This is a genomic window from Deinococcus sp. (assembly GCF_030523985.1).
Taxonomy (GTDB): Bacteria; Deinococcota; Deinococci; order Deinococcales; family Deinococcaceae; genus Deinococcus.
Genome location: NZ_JAUNHK010000018.1, coordinates 18,821 through 35,015, shown reverse-complemented (window position 1 = coordinate 35,015; position 16,195 = coordinate 18,821). Strand labels below are relative to the sequence as shown.

Below are 16,195 nucleotides of genomic sequence, written 5' to 3'. Positions count from 1 at the left end.
ACACCTCATCCCCTTTCCACACCCCACCCCGATTTGTCAACCCCTAATCGCCGTATAAACCGTACGCCGGTGGCACATACAGCGTGGATCAGGCCGGAAAAGTCAAGTTCGCAGGCAGCCTGGCCGACACGAGCAATCAAAAATTCAGTGGATACCAAGTGAGTAAGGACGGGCCGGTCTTTGCCTTCGACCTTCCGGACCTCCCCACCGAGTGCTTTCTCAGGAAAGGCAAGGGAAAGACCACGGGCGCTACGGCGAATCAGCCCAACACCGCCGCGACACCAGCCGGTCAAACGACACCCAAACCGAAGGCCACTGTGCCTAATCCCAATGTCAATGGAGTGCTGACCGTCTCCGTGGGCGGCGAAGTAGAAGACATTGATGCCCGTACGGGTAAGACCATCTGGAGCAGTCAGGGCGACGGTCTGCAGCGTCTGCCGGGCGGATTGATGGCTTATGCACTGAGCAACCAGCTCGTGATCGCCAAAGATCAGGGGCAGGTGCTCACCCGCATCAATGGCCTGTCGTGGAAGACAGGCTTCGCCGAGGAAGGTGCCTTTCTGAGCCTTTCGCCCGACGGGACACGCCTCCTGGTCGCTCCTCTACCCACCGAAGGGAGTTTCTCTCCACCCCGCTGGCGGCTGATGGCACCGGATGGCCGCGAGCTGGCCCAACTTCCGGACGCCGAAGCGAGCCATTACATCACCCTGCCGCGTGACCTGCCTGCGTTCCTGCCCGACGGCACTTACCTGATTCCCAACCCGGAAGATAAGCTCCTGTACGTCTACGACACGAACCTGAGGAAGAAGGGGCTGTTCGTTCAGGAACCGTCGAACACCCCCGTGGTCAGCCCGGACGGCAAACAGGTGGCTATGCTGCGCGGCAACCAGATCGTGTTGACGGACACGTCGGGCCGTGACCTCAAGCGCCTCCCCATTCCAGGCGACTACCAGATCACAGCCATGGCCTTCTCGCCGGACAGCCGTCTGCTGGGGCTGCTGTATTCCAGGGGGAGCGGGTACGGGCGTTATCTCGGTTATGTGGACCCAGCCGCCGGATCATTCGAATTGCTCAAAGATGCGGACGGCGAACCAGTGTTCAGGCAAGTGAGTTTCCTCCAGGGGTACCGACTGAGCTGGTGGACGGGACAAAGTGCGCTTCCCCCCGCCTGGAAAAGTGGCGTGCCTGCGGCCGTGACCAGTGCCGTGCCGGGCGCTCCTGCAGGCCGGGCTGGGACACCAGTCACCGAACCGGTCAATGCCAAGCCGACCCCTGTGGCCCCGACGACGGTCGCAACGGCTCCCGCTGGCCCCTGGCCGACCTGGCTTCCGAAGGCGAAATTCAAGATCGGTGATGTGTCCGGCGTCCTTGATCTGCGACAACCCACGCAGGAGGGCGGCGGTCAAGGGCTGGTCGGCACGGCACTGGTGAACGGCACAACGATCACCGCCGGACTGCTGGTGCAAAACGGACTCAAGATGGTCGCGCTGCAGCAGCAGGACGGCTCCGTCCTGGCCTGCTTCCTCACCGAGGAAGGGAAGAACGAAGCGTCAGGTCTCCTCTTCAAGGCCCCGAATAGCGAGGCCATGCCCATGCCAACGGGTGGAACCTGTAACCTGACCGGCCAATGAATCGGCAGGTGAAGGTTTCATCTGGACTCAGCGCCAGGAGGACCACTTCTTTTCAGGCCAGCAGAGGTTCAGGTTGCCTCAATTGACGGGGACCAAGTGGAAATCCCTGAAGCTGAGGCTGTAGGACTCACCTGGTTCACCAACGGCACCCGAAATCTGCAATTGCGCGGAAGGGTTGGTGACTCGCGCAGTGAACGTATAGGAGAACTCTTTTCCAGTCGGCATTAAATCGGCTTTGGCATCCAGAGAACGGGCAAAGCTGCCCGCGTTTTCCCCAACCACGACGGCTACGCTGCGGGGACTGCTGGCCCTGCCCGTAAACGTCAGGGTGCATTTCTGGCCCGCGACGAGCGGCACTTCGGTCTGGTTGAGCTGAATATGCCCGTTGTTTGAAGCCTGGGATACTTGACGCCCCCGGAAGCCGAGTGCCAAGTTACCGCTGCTCAACCCCGGCGACCCGAAATTGAGGCGACTTCATCCCTCCTCCGGCAGAAACACGATGCCCCAGAGTTCCGGTGTCCCCACAAACTGCACCCGCGCCAGCATGAAGGTCAGGTGCGGGGCCTGGGGCGGAGCGTAACGAATCGGCATCAGCGGCGCGCCGTCCTGGGCAGGGGTGACGTGACGCCAGAGCCGCGAGAAGTCCGGCAGGGCACGCAGTTCGCGCAGCAGTTCGGCGTGGGCAGGCGTGTGGCTCAGGCTCAGGCTGTCGCGCTTAAACTGGGCCAGCACGTAGCGTGCCCAAGGCTCCCAGGCCGGAAAGTGGTCGCGGTGCTTCTCGGCGAAGACCAGCGAGAGCAGGGACACGCCGGGCCGCACAGTAAAGCCCAGCTCTCCTAAAAGGGCCTGGGCAGGTGCGTTGAGCATTCAGATGTGCCAGGTGCCGTCGTGCAGGAGGGCGGGGGCCGGAATCAGGTGGAGTAGATTGGCCGCCACCGCATCTACCGGGCCGACATCACGGGGGGAGGGTTCGCTTTCCGGGTGGCCGCACAGCAACAAAAAAGCGTGCTTTTCGGCTCCGCGCAGCCCCAGCGCCCGGCACAGGCCCAGGCTGATGGCCGCCGAGGGCTGCGTCCGCTCGCCGCGTTCCAGTTGCGCCACATACTGCCGGGTGCAGCCAGCCTGCCGCGCCAGCCCCGCCTGGGTCAGCCCCAGGGCCGCGCGGTGGGCGCACAGGGCCGCCGCCAGCGTATTCATCAGGCCAACACCGTCATCGGGCGGGCACCATCAGGCGGGCACCGCCGCCCCGTGGTCGCCCACCGTGGCCAGCACGCGCTCAGCGGTGTCGCGGGCGGCCTCCAGGTCGGCTTCGACCATGCTCACGCGGGTGCGCCGCTCCACGAGGTCTTCCGAAGTCAGGGCACCCTCGGCCAGCACCCCATAAGCAAATTCTGCGCCGATGGTGGGGCAGCCGGGGGCCACGGGTTCGCTCAGCCAGGGCCACTCCCGGGTCAGCGCCCAGACCTGCGGGGCCAGCGTGCCGTACCGCCGCACCAGTCGGGCGGGCGCGGGCACGTTCCGCAGCACGTCTGCCGACGCCGCGCCGACCAGCGGAATCCGGCGGGTGCGCGACTTTTCCTCACGGCCCAGCCGGGCACATGCCGCGTCCACGGCGTCCTGTGCCATGCGGCGGTAGGTGGTCAGCTTGCCGCCCGCGATGGTGATGGGGTGCCCCGCATCGGCCAGCAGGAGGTGTTTGCGGGAGATGTCCGCCGTCTTGCCTTCCCCGCTTGCCAGGGTCGCCAGGGGCCGCAGTCCGGCGAAGCGCCCCACGATGTCGGCAGGGGTCAGCGGCACGCGCAGCACGCGGTTGACCGTTTCCAGCAGGAAGGCTTCGTCTTCCGGGGGCACGGGTGGGGCTATGCCGTCGGCTCCGGGGGCCGCTTCATCGGTCAGGCCGATGTAGGTCAGTCCGTCCGGCTGCGGCATCCCGAAGACATACCGCCCGAAGTGCCCCGGCACCGGAGCCGTGAACACCGCACGCGGCATCCCGAGCGTTTCCGAACGCACCACGAGGTGAGAGCCGCGACTCGGCGTGATGGTCAGGCGGCTTTCGTGTTCGGTGGCCCAGACTCCGGCGGCGTTGATGACCTGACCGTGGGCGCGGAAGCTGTGGCCGCTCAGGGTGTCCGTCAGCGTCAGCGAATCCGCGCTCACCTCGCTCGCCGCGCAGCGGGTCACGATGTCGGCCCCGAAGGAACGCGCCGTCGCCACGATGTTCAGCACCAGCCGGGCATCGTCCTCAATCTGACCGTCCCAGTACAGCACCGCGCCGCGCAGGTGTTCGGCGTCGAGGCAGGGCACGTGCAGCAGCGCGTCGTTGGCACTCAGGAAGGTGGGGGGCGGCAGCAATCGGCCCGGGGTGCGGCTCGCCAGGCGCAGCGCGTTGCCGACCACGGTTCCGGCTCCGGTCAGCCCGCCCATCACGTCGCTGGTCACGGCGTCGAGCGGCACCACGAAGGCGGCGGGGCGGCACAGGTGGGGCGCGATGGTGGTCATCAGCGCCCCGCGCTCGCTGGCCGATTCCCACGCCACGCCGATGTCGCCCTTGGCGAGGTAGCGTAGGCCCCCGTGAACCAGTTTGGAACTCCAGCGGCTCGTCCCGGCGGCGATATCCACCCGCTCGACCAGCGCCGTTTTCAGGCCACGGCTGGCGGCGTCGAGGGCCACGCCCGCGCCGGTCACACCGCCGCCAATCACAATCACGTCGTAGGGTTCGCTGGACAGGCGGCGCAGGGCAGCCCTGCGGTGGGCCGCGTCGAAGGTCGTGGTTCGGGGGGAAAATGCGGGCATCGGGTCTCCTTTGGAGGGCGCAGGGGGGGCAGAAGATTGACTCTGGCGCGGCAACCTACCCCACGCTCAGGTAGCCGCGCACCAGGCGTTCCAGTTCGCCCCGCAGTTCGTCCCAGGCCAGTTCCTTCCGGACGATTTCCGAGGAAATCACGAAGTCCTGAAGGGCATGCAGCAGCACCAGCGAGGCGGTAGACGGCGAGGTGGGGCGCACCGTGCCGTCGGCCTGACCCTCGCGGATGAGGTCTTCGAGCAGGGCGCGAATCCGGTTCTGGTTGCTGCCGTGGCGGTCAAAGAGGTAGGGCAGCAGCAGGTCAGGGTCATGGCGGCGCAGGGCGGTGGTCAGCGGAGCCTCAGCCAGGGCGTGAACGGCGTACAGCACGCTGGCAACCAGGCGCTCCAGCCCGGTCTGGAACGGCTGGGGCGACCCCGCGAAGGTGCACGGCCTCGATGAGCGGAGCTGGGGATTTCTGACCCGCGAGATAGGGGCACAGCCCCGGCTGCTGCCTGAGCGCCCGGTGCCGCTGGGGAACCTGAAGCTGCCCGGGAGCCGCCTGAGCCAGGCCGCCCTGACCGCCCTGCGGGAGGCCCTTGGAGAGGCGCACGTTTCGCGGGAACGTCAGGATTTGGCCGAACATCTGGGCGGCAAGAGTTACCCCGACCTCTACCGGGCGCGGCAGGGCGACGGGGCACACGCCCCTGACGTGGTGGTGTTTCCCGCCGACGAGGGCGAAGTGCAGGTCGTCATGGACATCTGCGCGGCGCATGACCTGGCCCTGATTCCCTTTGGCGGCGGCACCAGCGTCGTGGGGGGCGTGGAGGGGGCACGCGGCGGCAAGCGGGCAGCGGTGAGCCTCGATTTGCGCCGCCTGAACAGGCTCGTTCACCTTGACCCGCAGAGCGAAGTCGCCACTTTTGGCGCAGGAATGCGCGGCCCGGAGGCGGAGGCGGCCCTTCAGCCCTACGGCTTTACGCTCGGCCATTATCCGCAGAGCCACCAGCAGGCCACCATCGGCGGCTACGTGGCGACCCGCTCGGCGGGGCAGGCCAGCACCGGGTATGGCCGGGTGGACGAAAACGTGCTGGGGGCCAGGGTGGTGACGCCCAGGGGCGTGCTGGTGGCCGGGGGCCGCTCGCCCGCCTCGGCTGCGGGGCCGAAACTGCTCGACCTGATGGTGGGCAGCGAAGGCGCGTTTGGCGTGATTACCGAGGCGACCGTGCGGATTCACCGCCTGCCCTCGGACAAACGCCGCGCCTGCTGGAGCTTTTCCAGCTTTCACGCCGCCGCTGCGGCGCTGCGGGAACTGGCCCAGCACCTCGGTCATCACCTGATGCCGGACGTGTGCCGCCTCTCGGACAGCGAAGAAACGCGGGTCACACTGGCCCTGGCGGGTCAGGCGGGGGCGGCCCTTCAGAAGTACGCGGCGCTGCGTGGGCAAAAAGCGCCCTGCCTCGCCATTTTTCTGTGGGAAGGCAACGACGCCGCCGCCCTGGAGTGGCGCAAAGCCCAGAGCGAGCGGGTGCTGGCGCGGCACGGTGGTCTGCGGCTGCCTGCCCTGGTCGCGGAGAAATGGGAGCAGGGGCGTTTTTCCGGCCCCTACCTGCGCGACGACCTGATGGGCCACGGCCTCTTTGTCGAAACGCTGGAAACGGCCACCACCTGGGCACGCCTGGAAGGAACCTATCAGGCCGTCGGGCAGGCGATTGCAGGCACCCTGCGGGAGATGGGAACGCCCGCTGTGGTGCAGTGCCATGTCTCGCACGTCTACGCGGCGGGGGCCTCGCTGTACTACACCTTCCTCTCGAAGGAGGCAGCTGACCCGCTGGCGCAGTGGGAAGCGGTCAAGCGGGCGGCAGGCCAGGCCATTCTGGACAGCGGCGCGACCATCACGCACCACCACGCCGTCGGCACCGCCCACCGCGAGGAACTGGCGAGTGAGGTGGGCGACCTGGGGCTGGGCCTCCTGAAAGCGGTCAAGCGGGAACTCGACCCGCAGGGGCTTCTCAATCCGGGCAAGTTGCTGGCCGAGCAGGATTGAAGGCCCACTTCTTTGCTCCCGACCCACTCCTCACACCACCCCTCTGGAGGCACTTCCTGTGACCGACGCTCAGGCTTTTTCCGACGACCCGCCACGCACGGGCCGCTTGCACCTTCTCATCAACCCCGAAGCAGGCCGGGGGCGGGCGGGCCAGGTGGCCCAGCAGGTGGAAGACACCCTGCGAACGGCAGGCTGGCACCTCAGCGTAACGCGCACCCTCAGTCCGGCGCACGCCGAGCAACTGGCGCTGGACGCCGGGCCGGGCGACGTGGTAGCGATGCTCAGCGGTGACGGGCTGATGCCCCGCGTGGCTGCCGGGGTCAGGCGCAGCGGGGCGCTACTGGCTCCTTTGCCGGGAGGCCGCGCCAACGACCTCGCGGCTTTGCTGGGTATTCCTAAAGACCCGCGGGTGGCGGCCAGTCGCCTGCATCTCGCGCCCGAGCGTAGGCTGGACCTCGGTTTCGCAAACGGGCGGCCCTTTTTCGGCATCGCCGGGGCGGGCTTTACCCCGCTGGCAAACGAGCGGGCCAACGCCCTGCGCTGGCTGTCCGGGCCGCCCGTCTATGCCTTCAGCGGCGTCCTGACGTTCGCCGGGTTCAGGCCCATCACCTTCCGAGTGCAGATAGACGGCGTGGTGCAGCAGTTCAGGGGCTGGGACGTGCTGGTGGGCAACTCCGGGCGCTTCGGCGGCGGCATGCAGATGTGTCCCGGTGCCGACCTCAGCGACGGGCTGCTTGATGTGCTGAGCATCGGCCCGGCCCCACACTGGCAGTTTCCCCGGATTCTGGCGTCCATTTATTCCGGCACGCACCTGCGCTTCCCGTACCTGACCCTTACGCGTGGGCAGGAAGTCGTGCTGGACGCAGACCGCCCGGTGGCTGTTTACGGTGACGGTGACCTCATCGCCACGCTGCCCTGCACTATTACCGTCCAGCCGCGTGCGGTGCGGGTGCTGGGCTGATATGAATTCCGATTGAATCCCCCACGCTGGGGGATGAAATCCGACTGGAAGCGGGCAGGCTTGCTCAAGCGAGTCCGTTCTGCCCAAGAAGGAGGAGGAAAGGATATGGATTTCGCGGTATGGAACCGCGCAGGGCCGATGGAACCGCTTCGGAGGCCCGCTGTAAGCGCGGGTTGCCATAGGCGGCTCTTTCCCGACTGTGGCGGAATGGAGCGGAATCCGTACAAGGCTCTGCCCCTGTCAACCAGTTGCCTTCTTTTGGCCCTGCGCCACCGTTAGTTTGGGCTATGCCAACATTTGCGAATACGCAGGAGATGCAAGACGTTCTCGCCGCCGTCCTGGAGCGCGGGCAAGACACCGCCACTGCCAAGGGACTGGCCAAAGCGGGCCTCACCGTGGCGTTCGTGTACGAAGGCCCCGAGCTGCGTCTGGTGATGGACGGCAAAAACCCGCCCGCAGGCCAGACCATCGGCGTCCACTTCGGTGAGGGTGGCCCCACGCCCGACGTGACGTTCGCCCTCCACGCCGACGTGGGCCACCGCTTCTGGTCGGGCAAGCTGAATGTGCCGCAGGCCCTTTCACGCGGGCAAATCAAGGCGACGGGCAGCATCGCGGGTGCCCTCAAGCTCCTGCCGCTGATGCCGCCGCTTTACGAGATCTACCGTGACGTGATGACCGAAAAAGGCCGCGCCGGAGACCTGCCATGAAAGTCCGCGCCGCCGTACTGAACGAAGAAAACGTGATGCCCAGCATCGAAACCGTGACGCTGGCCGACCCCGCCGAGGGTCAGGTGCGCGTGAAGGTGATGGCGGCGGGCGTGTGCCACTCCGACCTGAGTGCCGTGCGCGGCGTCATTCCCCAGACGATGCCGCTGGTGCTGGGCCACGAGGGGGCCGGAATCGTGGAGGCGGTGGGCGAGGGCGTGACACGCGTGAGCGTGGGCGACCACGTCATTTTCAGCTGGGTGCCCTCGTGCGGCGAGTGCTATTTCTGCCAGCACGAACGGCCTGATATGTGCGACCACGCCTTCATGCTGGCAACCCTGGGCACCTTGCCGGACGGCACGACGCCGTTTTCCCGCCCCGGTCAGGACGGAGACACCGAAGACCTCTACATGTTCAGCCAGACCTCCTGCCTCGCGGAATACACCGTCGTCCCCGAAAAGGGGGTGGTGCCCATCGGCAAGGACGTGCCGTTCGAGGTCGCCGCCATCACCGGCTGCGCGGTCATGACTGGCGTGGGCGCGGCCCTCAAGTCGGCGGGGCTAACGCCGGGGCGGCGGGTGGCGGTCATCGGCTGCGGTGGGGTGGGCCTCAACGTGATTCAGGGGGCCAGACTCGCCGGGGCGTCGCAAATCATTGCGATGGACCACGACGAGCGCAAACTGGACGACGCCAGGCGCTTCGGGGCGACCCACACCATCGCCACGGCCCAGTTGGGCGACCCCATCAGCGCCGTGCTCGACCTCACCGACGGCCTGGGCGTGGACGACGCCTTCGAGGTGGTGGGGCGTCCCGAGACCATCCAGCTCGCCTACGGCATCACCCGCAAGGCCGGGCAAATCGTGGTGGTGGGGGTGGCGAAGATGGGCGTGAACGTGGAGCTGAGCGCCTTCGCGTTGCCCGCCGAGGCCAAGCACATCACCGGAAGCTGGTACGGGCAGGCGGTGGCGGACACCGATTTTCCCAGATTGCTGGAGTACTACCGCCAGGGCGACTTGAGAATCGAAGAACTCATCAGCCACCGCTTTGCCCTGGAAGAGTTGCCCGAGGCGCTGGAGGCGCTGGAACGCGGCGAGGTGCGCCGGGCCGTCATCGTGATGGGCCAGCAGGGGTCGGGAGGAGAAGCATGAAATTGCACGAGCGCGTCCTTTTTCTGGACGGAAAATTTCAGGAACGCCCGGATGTGCTGGAAGTCGTCAACCCGTCCACCGCGCAGGTGCTGGGCCACAGCGTAGAGGGCCGCGCCGCCGACATAGACGAGGCGGTGCGGATAGCCCAGGCCGCCTTTGAGGACAAGCGCTGGACGGGCATGGATCCGCTGGAACGCACCCGCACGCTGGGCCGCGCCGCCGAGCTGCTGCGCGAACGGGCCGACGACTTCAGCGCCGTGATGAGTGCCGAAATGGGCATGACCTTGAACTTTGCCGCCTGGATGGAAGTGCCGATGGCAGCGAGCGCCCTGGACTACTTCGGCACGCTGATTCCGCAGCCGGGGGGCGTCACCGCGCCCTTCAGCCTCGCCGGGCCGCAGGGCGAGTATTTCTCCATGACGGTCAAGCAGCCTGTCGGCGTGGCGGGCCTGATTACGCCCTGGAATTTTCCGCTGCTGATGCCCGTCTGGAAGGTGGGCGCGGCCCTCGCGGCGGGGTGCCCGTGCATCCTCAAACCCGCGCCCCAAAGCCCTTTTACCGCGCTGCTGCTGGCCGAAGTGCTGCATGAGGCAGGCGTGCCGGAGGGGATGCTGGCGGTCATTCCTGGCAGTGATGAGGCGGGCAAAGCGCTGGTGGCGCACCCCGGCGTGCCCAAAATTGCCTTCACGGGGGCCACCGAGACAGGCAAACACATCTCCCGCGCCGCCGCCGAACACCTCAAGCGCGTGACCCTGGAACTGGGCGGCAAGAGCGCCAACATCTTCTTCGACGATGTTGACCTGGAACAGGCCGTGTCGGGCGCGATGTTCGGCATTTTCCTGAACAGTGGTCAGGTCTGTCAGGCCGGGTCGCGGGTGCTGGTGCAGCGCGGCATCTACGACACTTTTCTGGAGCGGCTGCGGGAGCGCGTAGAGGGCCTGACCACTGGTCCGGCGGACGACTTCACCAGCGACATCGGCCCAGTGGTCAGCCGGGAGCAGTACGAGCGGGTGCGCGGCTACCTACAGCAGGGCCAGGCGTGCGGCGCAAGGCTGCTCACGGGCGGGCAAGACATCAGCGGCCAGGGCTATTTCGTGCCGCCGACGGTGTTTGCCGACGTGACCCCTGAGATGCCGATTGCCACCGAGGAAATCTTTGGCCCGGTGCTGAGCGTCATTCCCTTCGACACCGAAGAAGAAGCCCTGAGCATCGCCAACAGCACCCTGTATGGGCTGGCCGGGGCGGTCTGGACAGCCGACATCAAGCGGGCCATGCGCTTTGCCCGTGACCTGCGGGCGGGCACGGTCTGGGTCAACACCTACCAGATTCTCTCGCCCACCCTGCCATTCGGCGGCTTCGGGCAAAGCGGCGTGGGGCGCGAGCTGGGGCCACAGGCGCTGGAGCCGTACCTGGAAACCAAGAGCATCATCGTGGACCTCAACGACACGCCGATCCAGATGTTTTGACGCTCAGCAGCGTCCCGGTCAGGCACAGTTGGCCTTGAGTGGGCGGAACCTTCAAGCGACAGCTCAGGGCCGCTTGCGCCGCAGCAGTCACGGGGTTACCAAAGCCGCCGTCCACAGCACCCTCTTCTTCGCGGATTGGGGTAGGCTCGTCCTTTCAGGTACGTCATACGGCTCGGCACCTGTAGACAACGTGTTAAGTCGTCAGCAAGGTGATCGGCAAAGATGAGAAAACCCAGATCGGCTATGACGACGTTTTCCGTCCTCTACCTTTCTTGCGGAAGGCCGAAAATCGTGACGAAGTTCGCGCGTCATCTATAACCCGCCAGAACAGAGGGAGGAGATCGGAGAGTTCAAACCCAACCCCTACACTCTCCACCCTCTCCCCTCCCCGTCAGTTCAGCATTCTGCCGCTCGACCCGCCCATCAGCGCCCCGGCGCGGGTCAGGTAGTCCTGCAAGGTGATGTACCAGTCGTCGCTTTCGGGGGTGTGTTCCAGTGCCTGCTGCGCGTGGGCATAGGCCGCGGCGGGGTGGGGGAAATTCTGCTGCGCCATCACATCGGCGGCCATCTGGTGCCCGATGACCCAGTCACGGCTGCCAGGCGCGGCCTCGCGCACCACCCGTTCGTAGTGTTCCAGGGCTTCGTCCAGGCGGTAATAATCCAGCGCCACGTTGCCCAGCACCACGCTGGCGGGCACCACGGCTCCCTGCGCCAGCGCTTGCTCGGCGGTCAATTGCGCTTCGGGGAGTCGGCCTAGGCGGTAGTCACACTCCGCGACATCCGCCAGCACTTCGGGGTGAAAGGGGTATTCCGCCACCGCCAGCACCTCTTCCAGTTTTTCGCGGGCCTCCACGGGACGGTCGAGGTCGAGCAGCGCCACGCCCATTTCGTGGTTGGCGTAGGGACGGTCAGCGTCGGTGGCGCGGGCCAGCGCCTGTCCAAAGGCGGTCAGGGCTTCGTCCAGGCGGCCCAGATGACTCAGCACCTGTCCCTGCACCAGCGCCACGCCGTAGCTGGGGTCGCCGTGCAGCCCTTCCAGCCGCGCCGCCTCGCGGATGCTCTCCTGGGCGGCTTCGGCCTGACCCAGATTGAGCTGCACCTGTGCCATCAGGTACGACCATGTCGCCAGATTCAGGCCCTCGTCGGGATGCTGCCCGGTATACAGCGCCCTGGCCCGCTTCAGCAGTTGTTCGGCCTCGGCAAATTCGCCCTGGTGCAGCAGCAGCGCGGCCTGTTCCTGCAACATGACCGCCCGGTTCAGACCACTGGTCAGGTGGGCGGCTTCGGCGTACAGCAGCGCGGCATCCTGGCTCTGGCCCAGCGCCTCATGCGCGTCGGCCTGCCAGGAGCGCAGTCGCCAGCGCAGATGCAGCGGCAACTCGGCGGTGGGCAGGTCCATGTCCAGCGCGGCCTGGGGCTGCTCGCTCAGGGCCAGAGCGCACAGGACGTGATAGCGCACCAGCGGGTCGGCGTCCTGGGCCAGTTCGGACTGTGCCAGCTGGGAAAGGCTGACGGGCAGCGCGGCGGGCGTGCCCTGTCCCGCCGCTCCCCGCGCCGCGTATTCGGCTTCCAGGGCGCGGGCCAGGGGCGCTTGCCTCAGCGCCGGAAGCAGTTCGTAGGCCCCGTCCAGGGCGCGGCGCAGGTCGGCCTGGCCCGACTCGCCGTAGAGCGAATGCAGGTGCGCCAGCCGCAGCGCCAGTTCGGCCTGCACCGGGGGCCGGGCCTGGGCGATGGCCTGCTCCAGTGTGTCGAAAGCACCCACGTAATCGTCACTCGACAGAGCCTCTTTGACCTGTTCCCAGGCGGCATCCACAGAAATCATCGCCTCGTAGTGTAGCCGGGCTGCGGGCCGAAAAGTCCGTGACCAAAAGCTCAAGCGCACCCAAAGAACACATGTGAGCCGGAATACGCGCCCCCACCTTGAGTCTGGTACACTCAAGTTATGGCGCACCGCGCCCCTCTTTTTTCTTTTTTCCCAGTCCGACTCTTTTTGCCCTCGGAGGCCCCCTGTTGAAGCGCCTGAATCCCTGGATTATCGTTCTGCTCGTTCTCGGCCTGTTTCTGATGTTCTCGAACATGCCGGGCAGCGGGCGTTATACCGTCAGTTATAGCGAGTTCAAGTCTCTGGTCGGTCAAGGCCGTGTGGAGCGCGTGACCGCACGTGACGACGTGGCGACTGTCACTCTGAAAGCTCCCGGTCAGGTCAACGTCATCACGGCTCAGGGTCCCGCCCAGCGCGAGGCCAAGGACCTGACGGTGCGCCTGCCCGCCAACCGCGCCATCCCCGACTCGAGCCTGATTCCTCAACTGGAAGAAAAAGGCGTGGACTACCAGTTCGCCGCGCCCAGCCAGTGGCTCTCGCTGGTCGTCAACTTCCTGCCCATCATCCTGCTGTTCGGCATGATGTACTTCTTCTTCGCCCGTGCCCAGGGCGGTCAGAGCGGCGTGATGCAGTTCGGGCAGAGCAAGGCCAAGAAGTACGGCAAGGAAAACCGCGTGCCCACCAAGTTCACCGACGTGGCGGGCCACGAGGAAGCCAAGAAGGAACTTATCGAAGTCGTGGACTTCCTGAAAAACCCCGCCAAGTACCACCAGATCGGCGCGGAAATTCCCAAGGGCGTGCTGCTGGTCGGCCCTCCCGGAACGGGTAAGACGCTGCTGGCCCGCGCCGTGGCAGGCGAGGCCGACGTGCCGTTCTTCTCGGTCAGCGCCTCGGAATTCATGGAAATGTTCGTGGGCGTGGGCGCGAGCCGCGTGCGGACGCTGTTCGAGGATGCCCGCAAGAGCGCGCCCGCCATCATCTTCATTGACGAAATCGACTCCATCGGGCGCAAGCGTGGTGCGGGCATCGGCGGCGGCCACGACGAGCGCGAGCAGACCCTCAACCAGATTCTGTCCGAGATGGACGGCTTCGATAAGTCCAGCAGCGTGATCGTGCTGGCGGCGACCAACCGCCCCGACGTGCTCGACCCCGCGCTGCTGCGTCCGGGCCGCTTCGACCGTCAGGTGACCATCGACCTGCCCAATCTCAAAGAGCGCGAGGCCATCCTCAAGGTGCACCTCAAGAACAAGCCCCTGGGCGAAGGCGTGGATGTCGAGGAAATCGCCAAGAGCACGCCCTATTTCAGCGGCGCCGACCTCAAGAACGTGACCAACGAGGCCGCCCTGGAAGCGGCGCGGGTCGGCAAGACCCAGGTGGACATGAGCGACTTTTACCGGGCACTCGACAAGATCACCCTGGGCCTGGAAAACGGCTCGCTGACCGTCAGCGACGCCGAGAAGAAGGCCATCGCCTACCACGAAGCGGGCCACGCCGTGACCGCCGCCGTGATTCCGGGCAGCGACAAACTGCAAAAAGTCAGCATCATCCCGCGTGGTCGGGCACTGGGCGCGGCGTTCTATCTGCCCGAAGAGCAGGTGCTGATGAGCAAGGAGCGCCTGGAAAACCAGCTGGTTGTGGCCCTGGGGGGCCGCGCCGCCGAGGAAGTCTTCATGGGCAGTGTCACCAGCGGGGCCGCCGACGACTTCCGCAAGGCCACCAACATCGCCCGCAAGATGGTGCTGGAATGGGGCATGGGCGAGAACTTCAAGAACATGGCGCTCTCGACCGACTCCGGCCCGGTCTTCCTGGGTGAAGACATGGCGAAACCCAAGATGTTCAGCGAACACACCTCGCAACTGGTGGACGAGGATGTCAAGCGCATCCTGAGCGCCGCCTACGAGCGTTCGCGCAGCATCATCACCGAGTACAAGCAGGCCATGCACGAGGTGGCCGAGGCGCTGCTGAGCCAGGAACTCATCACGGGCGACGTGGTGCGCGAAGCCGTGGCCCGCGTGAAGCAGCAGGAAGCCGTCGTCCTGACCAAACCGATGGCCTGAGCATCCGGCAAGAAAAGCCCCCCTTCCGCTACCTGGCGGAGGGGGTTTTCATTTATAGCGCTGTGGCAGGCACCGCCTCGGGAACAGTGGGCGGGGCGGGCGGCCTATAGTGGTTTCATGCCTTCCCTGGACGCCGTTGTCGTCGGTGCCGGTCCCAACGGACTGGCGGCAGCCATCACGCTGGCGCGGGCAGGCTGGCGGGTACAGGTGCTCGAACAGCACCATCAAGTTGGCGGAGGACTCAGCAGTGCGCCGCTGACCCTGCCGGGCTTCACGCACGATCTGGGGTCGGCGATTCACCCACTGGCGGCGGCCTCGCCTGCCTTCCGTGAGTGGCCGCTGCACGCCTTCGGGCTGCGCTGGGTGCATTCGCCTGCGCCGCTAGTCCAGACCCTCGCTGGGGGCAGCGTGACCCTCGAACGCGACCTCGAAACGACCGCAGCGGGCCTTGGCGAAGACGCAGACGCCTGGACCCGCCTCTTTGCTCCTCTGCTGCACGACTGGGAAGGGCTGCTCCACGACATCCTGCGCCCGCTGCCGCGTGTGCCGCGCCATCCGCTGACGCTGGCACGCTTCGGGATGAGGGCACTGCCACCCGCCGACGCACTGGGGCGGCTGCTGTTCCGCACTCCCCAGGCCCGCGCGCTCTGGAACGGGCTGGCGGCCCACACCGGCTTGCCGCTGCATACCCCCGGCACCTCGGCCATGACGCTGGTGCTAGGGCTGACGGCTCACGCGGTCGGCTGGCCCTTTCCGGCAGGTGGCGCTCATGCGCTTGCGGAGGCGCTGCGGGGGTATCTGGAATACCTCGGGGGTGAGGTACGAACAGGCGTGCAAGTCCGCTCGCCGCGTGACCTGCCCCCGGCCCGCGTCACCCTGGTGGATTCGAGTCCGGCAGTGCTGCTCAGGCTGCTGGGCGACCGTGCCCCGGCGGGCTACCGCGCCGCTCTGTCGCGCTACCGCTACGGCGCAGGCATGCAGAAATTCGATTATGCGCTGAGTGGCCCGGTGCCCTGGCGGGACGCGGCGCTGGGGCGCTCGGCCACCGTCCACATCGCCTCGGACGCCGCCGAAATCGTGCGTTCCGAGGCCCATCCTGGCGGGCCGCGCCCCTACCTTCTGGGCGCGCAGCATAGCCTTTTCGACCCGTCACGTGCCCCGACGGGGCAGCACACGTTCTGGGTGTATGCCCATGTCCCTCACGGCTCGGACCGCCCCATCCGCGCCGAGGTGGAAGCCCAGTTGGAGCGCTTCGCCCCCGGCTTCAGGGAGCGGGTGCTGGACTGCCACGTGACGACCGCCAGCAAACTGGCCCGCTTCAGCCCGGTCTTTGTGGGCGGTGACGTGGCGGGCGGAGCAACCACGTTAGAACAGTTGCTCAAGCGTCCGGTGCTGTCGCTGACGCCTTACCGCACGCCAGTACGCGGCGTGTACCTCTGCTCCAGTTCTACGCCTCCGGGCGGCGGCATTCACGGCATGTGCGGCGTAGGCGCGGCGCGGGCAGCCCTGGCCGATGCCTGAAGACTGCTGCGGGCTTGCTTTCCTCACCTGGGGGTGCTAGATTCTCTCCCGCGCCA

At 66.6% G+C, this 16,195-nt stretch carries 14 protein-coding genes; 8 read left to right on the top strand and 6 right to left on the bottom strand.

Annotation, left to right across the window (positions count from 1 at the left end):
* Positions 1-83 precede the first annotated feature (83 nt).
* A complete protein-coding gene (locus Q4C89_RS04765; RefSeq protein ID WP_303101457.1) occupies positions 84-1,631 on the top strand; it encodes a hypothetical protein in 1,548 nt (515 codons plus the stop codon).
* Positions 1,632-1,709: 78 nt separating this feature from the next.
* On the opposite strand, the gene Q4C89_RS04760 is transcribed toward Q4C89_RS04765, so the two are convergent.
* The 5 genes from Q4C89_RS04760 to Q4C89_RS04740 are packed head-to-tail and all read right to left on the bottom strand — an operon-like array spanning position 1,710 to position 4,824.
* Entirely contained in the window at positions 1,710-2,063 is a 354-nt protein-coding gene (locus Q4C89_RS04760; RefSeq protein ID WP_303101456.1) for a hypothetical protein, read from the bottom strand.
* Positions 2,064-2,105: 42 nt separating this feature from the next.
* Positions 2,106-2,498: a hypothetical protein gene (locus Q4C89_RS04755; RefSeq protein WP_303101455.1), complete on the bottom strand. Its 393-nt coding sequence runs from the start codon at positions 2,496-2,498 to the stop codon at positions 2,106-2,108.
* Positions 2,499-2,828, bottom strand: a complete 330-nt coding sequence (locus Q4C89_RS04750; protein WP_303101454.1) for a helix-turn-helix transcriptional regulator — start codon at positions 2,826-2,828, stop codon at positions 2,499-2,501.
* A 30-nt stretch (positions 2,829-2,858) separates the two neighbouring features.
* Positions 2,859-4,424 carry a glycerol-3-phosphate dehydrogenase/oxidase gene (locus tag Q4C89_RS04745; protein ID WP_303101453.1) on the bottom strand — a complete coding sequence of 522 codons (1,566 nt, stop codon included), beginning with the start codon at positions 4,422-4,424 and terminating at the stop codon, positions 2,859-2,861.
* 55 nt (positions 4,425-4,479) lie between these two features.
* On the bottom strand, positions 4,480-4,824 hold the full coding sequence (locus Q4C89_RS04740) for a hypothetical protein (protein ID WP_303101459.1): 345 nt from the start codon (positions 4,822-4,824) through the stop codon (positions 4,480-4,482).
* 34 nt (positions 4,825-4,858) lie between these two features.
* On the opposite strand from Q4C89_RS04740, the gene Q4C89_RS04735 reads away from it, so the two are divergent.
* The 5 genes from Q4C89_RS04735 to Q4C89_RS04715 all read left to right on the top strand — a co-directional run bounded on the left by Q4C89_RS04735 (position 4,859) and on the right by Q4C89_RS04715 (position 10,739).
* Positions 4,859-6,460 (top strand): FAD-binding oxidoreductase, encoded by a 1,602-nt coding sequence (locus tag Q4C89_RS04735; RefSeq protein WP_303101452.1) that lies wholly within the window; start codon positions 4,859-4,861, stop codon positions 6,458-6,460.
* A gap of 58 nt (positions 6,461-6,518) precedes the next feature.
* On the top strand, positions 6,519-7,421 hold the full coding sequence (locus tag Q4C89_RS04730) for a diacylglycerol kinase family protein (protein WP_303101451.1): 903 nt from the start codon (positions 6,519-6,521) through the stop codon (positions 7,419-7,421).
* A gap of 314 nt (positions 7,422-7,735) precedes the next feature.
* Entirely contained in the window at positions 7,736-8,128 is a 393-nt protein-coding gene (locus tag Q4C89_RS04725; protein ID WP_303101450.1) for an SCP2 sterol-binding domain-containing protein, read from the top strand.
* Positions 8,125-9,273, top strand: coding sequence for a Zn-dependent alcohol dehydrogenase (locus Q4C89_RS04720; RefSeq protein ID WP_303101449.1), 1,149 nt, complete (start codon positions 8,125-8,127; stop codon positions 9,271-9,273). Before Q4C89_RS04725 ends, Q4C89_RS04720 begins: the two co-directional genes overlap by 4 nt.
* The gene (locus Q4C89_RS04715) at positions 9,270-10,739 is read left to right on the top strand and encodes an aldehyde dehydrogenase (protein ID WP_303101448.1); all 1,470 of its coding nucleotides are present in this window, start codon (positions 9,270-9,272) and stop codon (positions 10,737-10,739) included. The genes Q4C89_RS04720 and Q4C89_RS04715 overlap by 4 nt, the downstream gene beginning before the upstream one ends.
* 391 nt (positions 10,740-11,130) lie before the next feature.
* Here the strand turns inward: Q4C89_RS04715 and Q4C89_RS04710 are convergent, their stop codons facing one another.
* The gene (locus Q4C89_RS04710; RefSeq protein ID WP_303101447.1) at positions 11,131-12,561 is read right to left on the bottom strand and encodes a hypothetical protein; all 1,431 of its coding nucleotides are present in this window, start codon (positions 12,559-12,561) and stop codon (positions 11,131-11,133) included.
* A 188-nt stretch (positions 12,562-12,749) separates the two neighbouring features.
* Here Q4C89_RS04710 and ftsH point away from each other — a divergent pair, with 188 nt between their 5' ends.
* Both ftsH and Q4C89_RS04700 read left to right on the top strand, forming a co-directional pair.
* Positions 12,750-14,618 carry an ATP-dependent zinc metalloprotease FtsH gene (ftsH, locus tag Q4C89_RS04705; RefSeq protein ID WP_303101446.1) on the top strand — a complete coding sequence of 623 codons (1,869 nt, stop codon included), beginning with the start codon at positions 12,750-12,752 and terminating at the stop codon, positions 14,616-14,618.
* Between the two features lie 117 nt (positions 14,619-14,735).
* Positions 14,736-16,139 carry an NAD(P)/FAD-dependent oxidoreductase gene (locus tag Q4C89_RS04700; RefSeq protein WP_303101445.1) on the top strand — a complete coding sequence of 468 codons (1,404 nt, stop codon included), beginning with the start codon at positions 14,736-14,738 and terminating at the stop codon, positions 16,137-16,139.
* Positions 16,140-16,195 lie beyond the last annotated feature (56 nt).